11 protein-coding genes and 1 tRNA gene are annotated in these 15,206 nt (G+C 69.4%); 4 read left to right on the top strand and 8 right to left on the bottom strand.

All coding sequences use genetic code 11. The features are described 5' to 3' along the window. Window positions 1-58 precede the first annotated feature (58 nt). The 8 genes from ABD679_RS08010 to ABD679_RS07975 all read right to left on the bottom strand — a co-directional run bounded on the left by ABD679_RS08010 (window position 59) and on the right by ABD679_RS07975 (window position 9,091). Window positions 59-151 (bottom strand) — tRNA-Ser (locus ABD679_RS08010). Between the two features lie 57 nt (window positions 152-208). Continuing rightward, the gene (csrA, locus tag ABD679_RS08005) at window positions 209-433 is read right to left on the bottom strand and encodes a carbon storage regulator CsrA (RefSeq protein WP_344759425.1); all 225 of its coding nucleotides are present in this window, start codon (window positions 431-433) and stop codon (window positions 209-211) included. Between the two features lie 152 nt (window positions 434-585). Then, entirely contained in the window at window positions 586-3,249 is a 2,664-nt protein-coding gene (gene alaS / locus ABD679_RS08000; RefSeq protein ID WP_344759424.1) for an alanine--tRNA ligase, read from the bottom strand. Between the two features lie 150 nt (window positions 3,250-3,399). Further along, window positions 3,400-3,936 (bottom strand): recombination regulator RecX, encoded by a 537-nt coding sequence (gene recX / locus ABD679_RS07995; RefSeq protein WP_344759423.1) that lies wholly within the window; start codon window positions 3,934-3,936, stop codon window positions 3,400-3,402. 8 nt (window positions 3,937-3,944) lie between these two features. Beyond that, window positions 3,945-4,985 carry a recombinase RecA gene (gene recA / locus ABD679_RS07990; RefSeq protein ID WP_344759564.1) on the bottom strand — a complete coding sequence of 347 codons (1,041 nt, stop codon included), beginning with the start codon at window positions 4,983-4,985 and terminating at the stop codon, window positions 3,945-3,947. A 196-nt stretch (window positions 4,986-5,181) separates the two neighbouring features. After that, a complete protein-coding gene (lexA, locus tag ABD679_RS07985) occupies window positions 5,182-5,826 on the bottom strand; it encodes a transcriptional repressor LexA (RefSeq protein WP_344759422.1) in 645 nt (214 codons plus the stop codon). A gap of 31 nt (window positions 5,827-5,857) precedes the next feature. After that, a complete protein-coding gene (locus tag ABD679_RS07980; RefSeq protein WP_344759421.1) occupies window positions 5,858-6,355 on the bottom strand; it encodes a CinA family protein in 498 nt (165 codons plus the stop codon). Window positions 6,356-6,457: 102 nt separating this feature from the next. Continuing rightward, window positions 6,458-9,091, bottom strand: a complete 2,634-nt coding sequence (locus tag ABD679_RS07975; RefSeq protein ID WP_344759420.1) for a TonB-dependent receptor — start codon at window positions 9,089-9,091, stop codon at window positions 6,458-6,460. 286 nt (window positions 9,092-9,377) lie between these two features. On the opposite strand from ABD679_RS07975, the gene mutS reads away from it, so the two are divergent. The 4 genes from mutS to ABD679_RS07955 all read left to right on the top strand — a co-directional run bounded on the left by mutS (window position 9,378) and on the right by ABD679_RS07955 (window position 15,145). Further along, complete coding sequence (gene mutS / locus ABD679_RS07970) at window positions 9,378-11,954, top strand: DNA mismatch repair protein MutS (RefSeq protein WP_344759419.1); 2,577 nt, start codon at window positions 9,378-9,380, stop codon at window positions 11,952-11,954. Then, on the top strand, window positions 11,951-12,652 hold the full coding sequence (locus ABD679_RS07965; protein WP_344759418.1) for an MOSC domain-containing protein: 702 nt from the start codon (window positions 11,951-11,953) through the stop codon (window positions 12,650-12,652). Before mutS ends, ABD679_RS07965 begins: the two co-directional genes overlap by 4 nt. Window positions 12,653-12,710: 58 nt before the next feature. Further along, a complete protein-coding gene (locus ABD679_RS07960) occupies window positions 12,711-13,340 on the top strand; it encodes a DUF937 domain-containing protein (protein ID WP_344759417.1) in 630 nt (209 codons plus the stop codon). Between the two features lie 281 nt (window positions 13,341-13,621). Continuing rightward, window positions 13,622-15,145 carry a catalase gene (locus ABD679_RS07955; protein ID WP_344759416.1) on the top strand — a complete coding sequence of 508 codons (1,524 nt, stop codon included), beginning with the start codon at window positions 13,622-13,624 and terminating at the stop codon, window positions 15,143-15,145. Window positions 15,146-15,206 lie beyond the last annotated feature (61 nt).

The raw sequence follows: 15,206 nt of genomic DNA, 5'->3' as shown, positions 1-15,206 counted from the left end.
GTAGCCCTCGGGGCGTCGTGCAGTTGATGCGGGAACATTCGCGGGGTGGTACTTGAACTGGCGGAGAGTGAGGGATTCGAACCCTCGATAGAGCTATAAACCCTATACTCCCTTAGCAGGGGAGCCCCTTCAGCCACTCGGGCAACTCTCCGGGCCTGTCGACACCGGCATCAGGCCGGCGGCGAAACAGGACGCGAAGGATACCGGGTCATTCGGGGTCCGGCAAACCTCCCGTCGATCCAGCAGCCTTGGCGCCGGACTCGGCGTCCTCGCCGCGCTGGATGCGCTCGTAGATTTCCTCGCGATGAACGGCCACGTCCTTGGGTGCCGTGATACCGATGCGCACCTGATTGCCCTTGACGCCGAGCACGGTCACGGTGACCGAGTCTCCGATCATCAGGGTTTCGCCGACGCGGCGGGTGAGGATCAACATTTGTCTGTCTCCATGGGCCGACCGGGCAAACCCGGCCGGACGCTTCCGGCGGTTCGCGCCGAAAAAACGTTTACAAGTCGGAAAAGAGAACGATGTTAAGGGCTGATACCGGCCACCGGCAACCAGTCAAAGGTCATGCCTTGGGGCACTATTCATGCAGCCTGCAGGCGGCCAGCGACCCAGCCGGGGACGCCCTCGAGCGCGGCCGCCAGTGCCGGCCCGTCTTCGCCGCCGCCCTGGGCCATGTCCGGACGCCCGCCGCCCTTTCCGTTGGTCAGCCCGGCCACGTGGGACAGCAGGTCCCCGGCCTTGACCCGCTTCAGCGCCGCGCCACCGACACCGGCGACCAGGGCCGCCTTGCCGCCGCTGGCGCCGGCGAGCAGGACGACGGTATCGCCCAGCTGCTGCTTGAGGCGATCGACCGCCTCGCGCAATGCCTTGGCGTCGAAGCCTTCCAGCCGCGCGGCGAGCACCTTGATGCCGTCGATCTCCACGGCGCTGGACGCGAGGTCCGCGGTGGCACCGCTGGCGGCCTTGGCCTTCATTGACTCGAGTTCGCGCTCGAGCTTTTTCTGCCGGTCCAGCAGGACGCGCAGCTTGGCGGCGGCCTCGGCCGGGGTGCCGCCCAGCAGGTGCGCGGTCTCATCCAGCTGCCGCTCTTCGGCGGCAACGTGGTCGAGCGCGCCCTGCCCGGTCAGCGCCTCGATCCGGCGCACGCCGGCCGACACGCCGCCCTCGGAGACGATCTTGAACAGGCCGATGTCGCCGGTGCGGGCAACGTGGGTGCCGCCGCACAGTTCGGTCGAGGCGTCGCCCATGCGCAGCACGCGCACGCGTTCGCCGTATTTCTCGCCGAACAGCGCCATCGCGCCGAAGTCCAGCGCTTCCTGCATGCCCATCTGGTGCACTTCCGCGGCGTGGTTGGCGCGGATGTCGGCGTTGACGCGGCGCTCGACCTCGGCCAGCTCCGCGGCCGTCATCGGCTGGAAATGGGAGAAGTCGAAGCGCAGGCGGTCGGGCGCGACCAGCGAGCCCTTCTGGGTGACATGCGTGCCCAGCACGCTGCGCAGCGCGGCGTGCAGCAGGTGGGTGGCGCTGTGGTTGAGGATGGTGGCGCCGCGTCGCGCGCCGTCGACCGAGGCGACGACGTGGTCGCCGACCTTCAGCGTGCCGGCGGCGAGCCTGCCGACGTGGCCATGGAACTGGCCGGCGTACTTCTGCGTGTCGGACACGCAGAAGCGCACGCCCTGCCCGTCCAGCTCGCCGATGTCGCCGACCTGGCCGCCGGACTCGGCGTAGAACGGGGTGCGGTCGAGCAACACCACTGCCTCGTCGCCCGCTTCGATCGAATCGACCGGACGGCCGCCGCGCAGCAGCGCGACCACTTCCAGGCCACCGGCGGTGAGCGTGTCGTAGCCAAGGAAACCGGTCGGCTGAAGCTTCGCGACCAGGTCGGCCGGCAGGCCGGTGCTGGACGAAAACTTGCCGGCCGCGCGCGCGGTTTCGCGCTGGTGTTCCATCGCGGCCTCGAAGCCGGCCATGTCCACCGACAGGCCGCGCTCGCGCGCGATGTCGGCGGTGAGGTCGACCGGGAAGCCGTAGGTGTCGTAGAGGCGGAACGCATCGGCGCCGGGGATCGTGCCGCCCTTCGCGTCGCCGCTGCGTGCGGCGATCTCGTCGAAGATGCGCATGCCCGAATCGAGCGTCTCGGCGAAGCGCTCCTCCTCGGCCTTCAGCGCGCGCTCGACCAGCTCGCGGCTGCGGCGGAGCTCCGGGTAGGCCTCGCCCATCAACTCGTCGACGGTGGCGACCAGCCTGTGGAAGAACGGCTGGCGCACGCCCAGCATCCAGCCGTGGCGCAGCGCGCGGCGGATGATCCGGCGCAGCACGTAGCCGCGGCCCTCGTTGGAGGGCAGCACGCCGTCGACGATCAGGAAGCTACAGGCGCGGATGTGGTCGGCGATCACGCGCAGCGACTTGTTCTCCAGGTCCGCGGTACCGGTCAGTTCGGCGGCCTTGCGGATCAGTACCTGGAACAGGTCGATCTCGTAATTGCCGTGCACGCCCTGGAGCACCGCGGCCAGGCGCTCCAGGCCCATGCCGGTGTCCACGCACGGCGCCGGCAGTGGCTGCAGGCTGCCGTCGGGCTGGCGGTCGAACTGCATGAACACCAGGTTCCAGATCTCGATGAAGCGGTCGCCGTCCTCGTCGGGCGAGCCCGGAGGCCCGCCGGCGATGTGCGCGCCGTGGTCGTAGAAGATCTCGGTGCACGGGCCGCAGGGGCCGGTGTCGGCCATCTGCCAGAAATTGTCGGAGGCGTACGGCGCGCCCTTGTTGTCGCCGATGCGGATGATGCGTTCGGGCGCAAGGCCGATATCGTCGCGCCAGATGCCGTAGGCCTCGTCGTCGGTCTGGTAGACGGTGACCAGCAGGCGCCCGGGCGGGATCTTCCAGACTTTCGTCAGCAGTTCCCACGACCAGGCAATGGCGTCCTTCTTGAAGTAGTCGCCGAACGACCAGTTGCCCAGCATCTCGAAGAAGGTGTGGTGGCGGGCCGTGTAACCGACCTGGTCGAGGTCGTTGTGCTTGCCGCCGGCGCGCAGGCAGCGCTGGACGTCCGCCGCGCGCACGTAGCTGCGCTTCTCGGCGCCGAGGAACACGTCCTTGAACTGGACCATGCCGGAGTTGGTGAACAACAGGGTCGGATCATTGCCGGGAACCAGCGATGCCGAGGGCACGATGGTGTGGTCGCGGGCGGCGAAGAAATCGAGGAAGTCGCGGCGGATGTCGGCGGTGGTCGGGGTCTTGGTGGACATGCTCTGGCTGGCGTCTGGGCTGGCGGGCGCGACCCGGTACCGGATCCGCGGCAAATAGCCCGGACACGGCGCCTGTCTGGCGGCCCAATTGCCTAGATTAACAGGCCGCAGGCCCGCGCCGGAACGCGTTTTCGCGCGCCGACGCCCCGCTCAATCGTCGTCGGGACTACCGCGGGTCGCGCGCCGGATCGTGTCGCCATCGAAGCCCCGGCGCAGGAGAAAATCGGCCGCCTTGCGCCGGCGGGCGATATCGGTGGCGAGGCCGTCGCCGAAGCGGCGTTTGACCAGGTCCCGCGCGCGCGCAATCCAGTCGTCCCCGCCGGCTTCGGCCAGGGCGTCGAAGGCGCGGGCGATCACGGCCTCGTCCAGGCCGTGGGTACCCAGCTCGGCGCGGATCCGCAGCGGGCCGTAGCCGGAACCGGCACGCGAACGGGCCAGGCTTTCGGCGAAACGGGCGTCGTCCTGCCAGCCCTCGGCCGCCATCCGCTCGACGGCGGCGCTCGCCTCTTCGGGGGGCACGCCGCGCGCGGCCAGCTTGGTGGCCAGCTCCTTGCGCGAGTGTTCGCGCCGCACCAGCAGCCCCAGCGCGCGCTGTGCCGGGGTCGGCTCCGGCCGGCGGCGCCTGCGCCGGCCTTCGCCGGCCGGTGCCCCGGCTGCAGGCGTGTCGTGGCGATCCGGGGAACGCATCAGGCAGGTCAGGCCTTGGTGTCTTCTTCCTCGGCCTTGTCCTCGGCCACCACCACCGCCGGCGCGAGTTTCTCGCGCAGCGCGGCCTCGATCCTGGCGGCGACTTCCGGGTTGTCCTTGAGGTACTGGCGGGCGTTCTCCTTGCCCTGCCCGATGCGCTCGCCGTCGCAGCTGTACCAGGCACCGGACTTCTCGACCAGCTTGGCGTCCACGCCCATGTCGATCAGTTCGCCCTCGCGGCTGATGCCCTGGCCGTAGAGGATCTCGGTGATGACCTGCTTGAACGGCGGCGCCATCTTGTTCTTGACCACCTTGATCTTGGTCTGGTTGCCGATGATCTCGTCGCCCTTCTTGACCGAGCCGATGCGGCGGATGTCCATGCGCACCGAGGCATAGAACTTCAACGCATTGCCGCCGCTGGTGGTTTCCGGACTCTGCCCCGGCATCATGACGCCGATCTTGTGGCGCAGCTGGTTGATGAAGAACACCATGCAGTTGCTGCGCTTGATGTTGCCGGTGAGCTTGCGCAGGGCCTGGCTCATCAGCCGCGCCTGCAGGCCGGGCAGCTGGTCGCCCATCTCGCCCTCGATCTCGGCGCGCGGGGTGAGCGCGGCGACCGAGTCGATGACCACCATGTCCACGGCGTTGGAGCGCACCAGCATGTCGGCGATTTCCAGCGCCTGCTCGCCGGTGTCGGGCTGCGAGACCAGCAGGTCCTCGACGTTGACGCCCAGCTTCTGCGCGTAGGTGGGATCGAGCGCGTGCTCGGCGTCGATGAAGGCGCACACGCCGCCCAGCTTCTGGCACTGCGCGATGGTCTGCAGGGTCAGCGTGGTCTTGCCCGAGGACTCCGGGCCGTAGATCTCGACCACGCGGCCGCGCGGCAGGCCGCCGATGCCCAGGGCGGTATCGAGCAGCAACGAGCCGGTCGGGATCACCGGCACCACTTCGGCGACGCGGTCGCCCATGCGCATGACCGAGCCCTTGCCGTACTGCTTCTCGATCTGGGTCAGGGCCGCGGAGAGCGCGCGCTTCTTGTTCTCGTCCATCGTGGTGGTCCTCGTCATGGTGTGTATGGGGCGTTGGAAAGAGTGTGGCCGGGCGTGGTCGCAGGGGCTGCGACCGCGGCCGACAGGCGCAGGATGGCCGCGGTGCCGTGGCCGATGCAGTCGGTGCACGCCGCGCCGGCGGGTCGGGAAATGCCGCGGGGAGTGTGCGGGAAAGCCCCGCCCGCGCAGCGGGCGGTCACCGGTTCGGCCTCACCAGGCCGCAGTACAGGCCCTCGATGGCGAAGTCCTGGTCGGGCATCACGTCGATGGGCTCGAAATCGGGATTGCGCGGCAGCAGGCGGATGCGGTCCCTGCCGACCTTCAGCAGCTTGACCGTGATCTCGTCGTCGATGCGGGCGATCACGATCTGCCCCGAGCGGGCGTCCGCGGTGCGGTGCACGCCGATCAGGTCGCCGTCGAAGATGCCTTCGTCGCGCATCGAGTCGCCTTTTACCTTCAGCAGGTAATCGGGTGCCGGCGAAAAGAAGGCGCGATCCATCAGTACCACCTGCTCGGAGCCGATGTCGGCGCCAATCGGCAGGCCGGCCGCGACCTGTCCCAGCACGGGCAGCTCCAGCACGTCCTCGTTGGCCGATGCCGGCAGCGCCAGCTCGCGCTGCGCGGCTTCGGGCGCGTGCAGCAGGCGGATGCCGCGCGCGCGGCCGGGCACGCGCTCGATGGCGCCGGCGGCTTCCAGCGCGTCGAGGTGGTACTGCGCCGCGCGCACCCCGCTGAAGCCGAAGGCGCGGGCGATCTCCGTCTGCGACGGCGGCATGCCCTCGGCCTCGATGCGCTCGGCGATCAGGGCGAGGATGGCTTGCTGGGTATCGGACAGGTCCATGGTTAGTAGTAATACTACTAACGGACCGGTTCTACAACTCCCCCAGCCCCCGCAGCGCCGCGGCCACCGTCTGCCGGCGCACGCAGTCGCGGTCGCCGGCGAAATGGAAGACCTCGGCGCGGGCGTAGCCGCCGCGGCGCTTCCAGCCGATCCAGACCGTGCCGACCGGCTTGTCGTCGCTGCCGCCGCCCGGGCCGGCGATGCCGGTCACCGCCACGGCGATGGTCGCGCCGGAGTTGACCAGCGCGCCGGAGACCATTTCCACCGCCGTCTCGCGGCTGACCGCGCCGTGGATTTCCAGCGTCTCCGGGCGCACGCCCAGCAGCGCCTGCTTGGCCTCGTAGCTGTAGGCGACCATGCCGCAGTCGAACCAATCCGAGGAACCGGCGATGTCGGTCACCGTCTTGGCGATCCAGCCGCCGGTGCAGCTTTCGGCCGCGACCAGGGAGTCGCGCGACCCGCGCAGGCGCACGCCGACGGCGTCGGCGACGATGCGCAGTTCCTCGTCGCTTGGAATGGGCTCGGACATGCGTGTTCGCTCCGGCGAAAACGCACGTTGTACTCCATCCGGCCGGCGCCGTGGGCGTGGCGCCGCCCCGCGCGCCCGTTCGCGCGGGGACGGCACGGTCGCTCAGTAGCGCACGCGCAGCGTGGCGCCGTACATCCGCGGCGCGCCGGGGAACGCGTTGAAGGTGTTGAACGGGTTGTTCGGCACCGGCGAGACGTTCTGCAGCGGCCCGTCGAAGCCCACCTGCACGTAATCGGTGTCGGTCAGGTTGGTGGCCCACAGCTCGAACGACCAGCGGTCGTCGCGCGCGCCGATGCCTACCCGCGCGTTGACCACGGTGTAGGCGCCCTGCTCCTTCTCCACGTCCAGGTCCGAGCCGGTGTTGTAGTCGGACATGTACCTGGCACCGATGTTGAAACGGCCCTGCAGGCGGCTACCCATGTCCCACGCGTAGGTCACCGATGCCGAGCCGGACCAGTCCGGCGCGAACGGCATCGTCGCACCCGGCAGCTTGTACAGCGCGCCGGTGGGTTCGATGAAATCGTCGCCCGGGATGTTGTTGCCAAAGGTGGTGTCGGCGTACATCACGCCGCCCTGCAGCATCAGCCCGGGTACGGCGCGCGGCTGCCACAGGATTTCCGCGTCCAGGCCCTTGGACGTGACCTTGGGGATCGAGCGCACCACGAAGCTGGTGCCGAGGAAGCTGTTGAGCTGGAAGTCCTCGTATTCCTGCAGGAACAGTGTCGCGTTGAGCAGCAGCGAGCCGTCGGCCCAGGTGGTCTTGGCGCCCAGCTCGTAGCTGTCGACGAATTCCGCCGGGAACGAGGTGTCGTTGACCGGCAGGATGCCGGTGCCGCCGCTGGAGAGCCCGGTGCTGGACTGCACGCGGTCGAGGTTGAAACCGCCGCCCTTGTAGCCGCGCGCGGCCGACAGGTAGGTCATGACGTGCTCGTTCCAGCGGTAGGCGGCCTTCAGCGTGCCCGACCATTCCTTGTCCTCGCGCGACTGGTAGGTGTCGCCGCCGATGAAGTTGCCGGCCGCGTCGGTACGCATCACGTGCAGCGGATTGGCCCACGGCAGGCAGCTGTAACCCATGACCTGCGGGATCACCTGCGGCAAGGCCGCTGCCGGCACGCCGCGCGCTATCAGCGCCGCGGCGATGCGCGCCTGGCCGTTGACCGGGTCGAGCATGGCCGCGCAGCCGGCGCTGCCGTTGGGATTGCTGTAGTGCGCGTCGAGCGTCTTCTTCTCGCGCGTGTAGCGCAGGCCCAGGGTCAGGTCGAGCGCGTCGGTCGCGTGCCAGGTGTTGTTGGTGAACAGCGCGGCGCTCTTCGCGTTCTGCTGGTAGCGGTCGAGCGCGCCGAGACCGGCGAACACCGTGCCCGGCGCGCGCCCGGTGGCGTCGGCCAGCATGGTCGGCGCGTTGGGCAGCTGCCCCAGCGCAGGATTGACCAGCGACAGCAGCGCGATCGACAGGTAGGGCTCGTAGTGCGGGCCGATGCGATAGGTCTCGGTGCGGTCGAGGTCCTCGTCGGCGTAGAAGAACCCGACCATCCAGTCCACCCGCTCGGTCGCGCCGGTGAGGCGGAACTCCTGGCTCAGGGTCTTGAAGCCGGTGAACGATTCGTCCTCGTCCGGGTTGCGGTAGAGGATGTCCGCGGTGGAGAAGTCATAGTCCAGGCCGTTGATCGACTGCCACTCGCGCCCCGCAGTGATCGACGTCAGCGTGGCGCCGCCCATCCACGGCGACTCCCAGTCGATCTGGGCCGACACGCCCTTGTCCTTGATGTCCTGCGTGGTCGGGCGGTTGCTGTAGGCGACGCGGTCGAACGGATCGTCGCCGGGCGCAGCCACGGCCTTGCCGCCCACCAGCGCGTTGAGGATGCCGGCGGTCGCGCCGACCGTGGTCTGCACCGCGGTGCAGCAGTTCTCCTCGCGGCTGGTGAAGTCGGCGGACAACAGGATGTCGAGCGACTCGCTCGGCTCCAGCAGCAACTTGCCGCGCAGGGTGTGATAGTTCTGGTCGTAGTCCTTGTCCTCGGTGCGCGGGCCGCTGCCGGTCCGGACGTCCATCCAGCCGTCGCGCTTGCGCTTGGCCGCGTACACGCTGAAGGCCGCCGATTCGCCCAGCGCGTCGTTGTAGCTGCCCGACACGCCGAACGCGCCGTAGTTGCCGGCGGTGATCTCGCCTTCCGCGCTCTGGGTGTAGCTCGGGCGGCGGGTGACGACGTTGATCACGCCGGCCGAGGTGTTCTTGCCGAACACGGTGCCCTGCGGCCCCTTGAGCACTTCGATGCGCTCGATCTGGCCGAGGTCGCCGAAGCCGACGCTGTTGCGCGGCCGGTAGACGCCGTCGATCACGATGCCGACCGACGACTCCAGGCCCACGTTGTCGCCGACGGTGCCGATGCCGCGGATGCGTGCGGTGGTGATCGCCTCGCTCTGGGTGCTGGTCACGGTAAGGCCGGGCACCAGGATCTGCATGTCCTTGATGTCGTGCACGCCCATGTCCTGGATCAGCTGCTCGTCCAGCACCGTCACCGAGATCGGCACGTCCTGCAGCGCCTCCTCGCGCTTCTGCGCGGTGACGGTCATGGTGGCCAGCGTCACCGGCCGGTCATCGTCGGCGACCGGTTGCGCGGGCGCGCCGGCGTCTCCGGTTTCCTGTGCCTGTGCGGCGACGGACATCGTCAGGCAGGCCGCGAACACCGCGGCGGCGAGCGTCTGGCGTTGCAGTTGCAGATGGCGAATGGCCATGGATTCCCCCGAATGGTTGGATGAGCGTGCCCTGTCCCGCGCGATGCGGTCACTCAACTTCCTGCCCGGCGCGACGCGGGCAAACCGCCCTCGTGCACCGGGTTGGCGCGGCCATCGTGGGGGAAAGGCCGCACCTCCGCGGCTGTGCCGCGGAACCCTTGAATACGGTGACGTATAGCACAGTCTCCGGGCGCTTTGGCAACCGTGCCGGGGACCGGTCGGTTTCGGGTCGCGCGGGGGGTTCGGGCACACTAGCGGTCCTTCCCCGAGTCCCGCCCCGGAACCGATGTCCCACGAACAGCACACCCCCTTGATGCGCCAGTTTTTCGCAGCCAAGGCCGACCACCCGGACGTGTTGCTGTTCTTCCGCATGGGCGATTTCTACGAACTGTTCTACGACGACGCGCGCAAGGCGGCGAAGCTGCTCGACATTACCCTGACCCAGCGCGGCGCCTCGGCCGGCAAGCCGATCCCGATGGCCGGCGTGCCCTACCACGCCGCCGAGGGGTATCTCGCGCGGCTGGTGGCGCTGGGCGAGTCGGTGGCGATCTGCGAGCAGATCGGCGACCCGGCGGCGAGCAAGGGGCTGGTCGAACGCAAGGTGGTGCGGATCGTCACCCCGGGCACGGTCACCGACGAGGCGCTGCTGAGCGAGCGGCGCGACACGCTGCTGCTCGCCATGGCCCGCGGCAAGGGCGGCTACGGCCTGGCCTGGGCGGACCTGGCCGGCGGGCGCTTCCTGGTCAACGAGGTCGGCAACGACGATGCGCTGGAGGCCGAACTCGCGCGCCTGGACCCGGCCGAACTGCTGCTCCCCGACGAGGACGGCTGGCCGGCCTTCGCCAGCACCCGCGGCGGCCTGCGCCGGCGCGCGCCGTGGCTGTTCGACGCCGACAGCGGGCGCCGCCAGCTGCTGCAGTTCTTCAACCTGCACGACCTGTCCGCGTTCGGCATCGACGAGCGCCCGCTGGCCATCGCCGCCGCCGGCGCCCTGCTCGGCTACGTCGAGGAAACCCAGAAGCAGCGCCTGCCGCACCTGACCTCGATCGCGATGGAATCGAGCGACGGCGCGATCGCGATGAATGCCGCCACCCGCCGCCACCTGGAACTGGACACCCGCATCGACGGCGAACAGAAGCACACCCTGCTCGGCGTGCTCGACAGCACCGTCACGCCGATGGGCGGGCGCCTGCTGCGACGCTGGCTGCACCGGCCGCTGCGCGACCGCGACGTGGTCGGCCAGCGCCACCACGCGGTCGCGGCGCTGATCGACAGTGGTCGCGAGGCCGATCTGCGCGAAACCTTCCGCGCGCTCGGCGACGTCGAACGCATCCTCTCGCGCGTGGCCCTGCGCTCGGCGCGGCCGCGCGACCTGGGCACGCTGCGCGACGCGCTGGGCATGCTGCCGCAGCTGCGCGAACTGCTGTCGCCGCTGGACTCGCCGCGCCTGCAGGAACTGGTGGCCGGACTCGGCGAGCACGAGGCGCAGGCGTCGCTGCTGGCCGAAGCGCTGGTCGAGCAGCCGCCGGTGCTGGCGCGCGACGGCGGCGTGTTCGCCGACGGCTACGACGCGGAACTGGCGGAACTGCGGCGGCTGTCGACCAGCGCCGACCAGTTCCTCGTCGACCTGGAGCAGCGCGAGCGCGAGGCCAGCGGCATCCCGACGCTGAAGGTCGGCTACAACCGCGTCCACGGCTACTACCTCGAAATCAGCAAGGCGCACGTGGCCAAGGCGCCGACGCACTACACCCGGCGGCAGACGCTGGCCAACGCCGAGCGCTACATCACCGAGGAACTCAAGGCCTTCGAGGACAAGGTGCTGTCGGCGCGCGAGCGTTCGCTGGCGCGCGAGCGACTGCTGTACGAGCAGTTGCTCGACGCCCTCAACGAACACCTCGAATCGCTCAAGCGCTGCGGCGCTGCGCTGAGCGAACTCGACGTGCTGGCCTGCCTGGCCGAACGCGCGCAGGCGCTGGACTGGTCGCGGCCGGCGCTGGTCGACGACGCCTGCCTGCGCATCGAACGCGGCCGCCACCCGGTGGTGGAAGCCGTGCGCGACGAGCCGTTCGAACCCAACGACCTCGACCTGCATGACGATCGCCGCATGCTGGTCATCACCGGCCCCAACATGGGCGGCAAGAGCACCTACATGCGCCAGAACGCGCTGATCGTGCTGCTCGCCCACATCGGCAGCTTCGTGCCGGCCGCGCGCGCGACGATCGGCCCGATCGACCGCATCCTCACCCGCATCGGCGCCGGCGACGACCTCGCGCGCGGGCAGTCGACCTTCATGGTCGAGATGAGCGAGACCAGCTACATCCTGCACCACGCCACCGAGCGTTCGCTGGTGCTGATGGACGAGATCGGCCGCGGCACGTCGACCTACGACGGCCTCGCGCTGGCGGATTCGTGCGCACGCCACCTGGCGGCGATCAACCGCAGCTACACGCTGTTCGCCACGCACTATTTCGAACTCACCGCGCTGGCCGAACCGGGCAGCGGCATCGCCAACGTGCACCTGGACGCGGTCGAGCACCGCGCGCAGGACGGCAGCGAATCGCTGGTGTTCATGCACGCGGTCAAGGACGGCCCGGCCGACCGCAGCTTCGGCCTGCAGGTGGCGGCGCTGGCCGGGTTGCCGAAGGCGGTGATCGCGCAGGCGCGCAGCCGGCTCGCGGAGCTGGAGCGGCACATGCGCGACGGTGCCCCGGCACTGTCGGCCGATGCCCTGGACGCGCCGCAGCAGATCGGGCTGTTCGCGCCGTCATCGGCGGCGATGGACGCACTGGCCGGCATCGACCCGGACGATCTGACGCCGAAGCAGGCGCTCGAAGCGCTGTACCGGCTCAAGTCGCTGGCATGACCACGCCGGCCGCCGTGCGCGTCGACGTCCTGCTGGCGGGCGCCGCCAGGCCCTACACGCGCCCGGGCAGCCGCAGCGCGATCGACAAGCATCCGCTTGCGGGCATGGTTGCGATCGGCACGCTGGGTTTCGACGGCGACGAACAGGGCGACCCGCGCGTCCACGGCGGACCAGACAAGGCGGTCCACCACTACGCCTTCGACCACTATCGGGCCTGGCGCGGTGACATCGGCGATTCACCGCTGCTGCACGCGCCGGGCGCGTTCGGCGAGAACATCAGCACCCGCGGCCTCGACGAAGGCAACGTCTGCCTCGGCGACCGCTTTGCCCTCGGCAGCGCGCTGCTGGAAGTCAGCCAGGGCCGGCAACCGTGCTGGAAGCTCAACGACCGCTTCGGCGTGCGCGACATGGCGCGCCGCGTGCAGGCTACCGGCCGCACCGGCTGGTACTACCGCGTGCTGCAGCCGGGCAATGCGCGGGCCGGGGACACGCTGCGGCTCGACGCGCGCCCGTACCCGGAGTGGACGTTGCGCCGGCTCAACGCGCTGCTGTTCGACCGCGTGCTGTCGCGCGAGGCGCTGGAGCCGGCCCTGCAGCTGCCGCTGGTGCCATCGTGGCGCAAGTTGATCGAGCGCCGCCTGCAGCTGGACGGCGTCGAGGACTGGACGCGGCGCATCGATGGTCCGGCGCGGGATTGACACGGGCGCAACGCCCGGATCGTAGGATGGCGGTCCCACATCCCCAAGGAAACGCCCGATGGCCACCCTCACCGACGACCTCGCTTCCCAGCTCCAAGGCGCACCGGCCCAGCAGGTCGCACAGCAGCTTGGCATCGACTCCTCGCAAGCCTCGTCCGCCATCAGCGCCGCACTGCCACTGCTGATGGGCGCGCTGGGCCGCAACGCCAGCCAGCCCGAGGGCGCGCAGGCGCTGTTCGGCGCGCTGCAGAACGACCATGCCGGCGGCGACATTGGCAGCGTGCTCGGCGCTGTACTTGGCGGCGCGCAGGGCCGGCAGACCGACGGTGCCGGCATCCTCGGCCACATCTTCGGCGGCCAGCAGGAGCGCGCGCAGGCCGGCGTCGCACAGGCCACCGGTCTGCAGGGCGGACAGGCGAACCAGCTGCTGAAGATTCTCGCGCCGATCGTGATGGCGTATCTGGCCAAGCGCATGTTCCAGCAGCGCCAGGGCGCGCAGGCCGGCGCCGCCGCTGCAGGCCCGGATGCCCTGAGCGGCCTCCTCGGCCAGGAGCAACAGCAGATCCGCCAGCAGGGCGGCCTCGGCGGTGGCCTGCTCGGTGCCGTGCTCGACCAGGACGGCGACGGGGAGCTGGGCATTGGCGACCTGATGAAGATCGGCGGTGGGTTGCTTGGCGGCGGCCGCTGATTCAGGAAGCGCCGGCTCCTTCGCATAGCGTGGAACGCTGCAGGAGCAGCGGAAGCCGCGAACTTGTCCCGGTTGCGCCAGAGATCAAGAGCTCGCGGCGTCCGCCGCTCCTACTTTGATGCTCCGGCGCTACCCAGGAAAAGCTCGCGGCTGAACCCGCTCCTGTGGGCTGCACCTTGGCGATAGTCGGCATCTATCGGTTGCTTCACTTCGTTCGATTTCCCCTTTCTGCGCAACCGGGCTAGCTTGGTGGTTCGTCATCACCTGCTGGAGCCAGCGCCATGAGCAAGCCCTCCGACAAGCCCAAGCCCACCCATCTCACCACCCAGTTCGGCGCCCCGGTGCCGGACAACCAGAACAGCCTGACCGCCGGTCCGCGCGGCCCGCTGCTGTCGCAGGACGTGTGGCTCAACGAGAAGCTGGCCAACTTCGTGCGCGAGGTGATCCCGGAGCGGCGCATGCACGCCAAGGGCTCCGGCGCCTTCGGCACCTTCACCGTCACCAACGACATCACCAGATACACGCGCGCGGCGATCTTCTCCAAGGTCGGCAAGCAGACCGAGATGTTCGCCCGCTTCACCACCGTGGCCGGCGAACGCGGCGCGGCCGACGCCGAGCGCGACATCCGCGGCTTCGCGCTGAAGTTCTACACCGAGGAAGGCAACTGGGACATGGTGGGCAACAACACCCCGGTGTTCTTCATCCGCGACCCGCGCAAGTTCCCCGACCTCAACAAGGCGGTCAAGCGCGACCCGCGCACCAACCTGCGCTCGGCCACCTACAACTGGGACTGGTGGACGCTGCAGCCCGAGACGCTGCACCAGGTCACCATCGTGATGAGCGACCGCGGCATCCCGGCCAGCTACCGCCACATGCACGGCTTCGGCTCGCACACCTACAGCTTCTGGAACGAGGCCGGCGAGCGCTTCTGGGTGAAGTTCCACTTCCGCACCCAGCAGGGCATCAAGAACCTGACCGACGCCGAGGCCGCCGAGATCATCGGCAACGACCGCGAGAGCCACCAGCGCGACCTGTACGACGCGATCGACCGCGGCGATTTCCCGAAATGGAAGCTGTACATCCAGGTGATGCCGGAGACCGACGCGGAGAAGGTGCCCTACCATCCCTTCGACCTGACCAAGGTGTGGCCCAAGGGCGACTACCCGCTGATCGAGGTCGGCGAGTTCGAGCTCAACCGCAATCCCGAAAACTTCTTCGCCGACGTCGAACAGGTCGCGTTCGCGCCGAGCAACCTGGTGCCGGGCATCGCGCCCTCGCCGGACAAGATGCTGCAGGCGCGCCTGTTCAATTACGCCGACGCGCAGCGCTACCGGCTGGGCGTGAACTACCACCAGATCCCGGTCAACGCCGCGCGCTGCCCGGTGCATAGCAACCACCGCGACGGCCAGGGCCGCGCCGACGGCAACTACGGCGGCGTGCTCCACTACGAGCCCAACAGCTTCAACCAGTGGCAGGAGCAGCCGCAGTACCGCGAGCCGCCGCTGAAGATCAACGGCGATGCCGACTGGTGGAACTACCGCGACAACGACGACAACTACTACAAGCAGCCCGGAGACCTGTTCCGGCTGATGACGCCGGAGCAGCAGCAGGTGCTGTTCGACAACACCGCCCGCGCGATGGGCGACGCGCCTGACTTCATCAAGCAGCGCCACGTCGACAACTGCACCAAGGCCGACCCGGCCTACGGCGCGGGCGTCGCGGCGGCGCTGCGCAAGCTGGGTGCGTTTGCCGGCACGACCTCGCCCAACAGCCTGGGCGAGGAGGAGTCGCCGGTCACGTCGTAAGGACGCCCCCCGCGTCGGACGGACGCCGGCAGGTTCGCCTGCCGGCGTTTTTCGTTGCGTT

Origin of the sequence: Luteimonas lutimaris (assembly GCF_039537065.1) — a bacterium.
GTDB lineage: Bacteria > Pseudomonadota > Gammaproteobacteria > Xanthomonadales > Xanthomonadaceae > Luteimonas > Luteimonas lutimaris.
The sequence above is the reverse complement of the archived record's forward strand: the minus strand, read 5'-3'. Positions and strand labels throughout refer to the sequence as shown.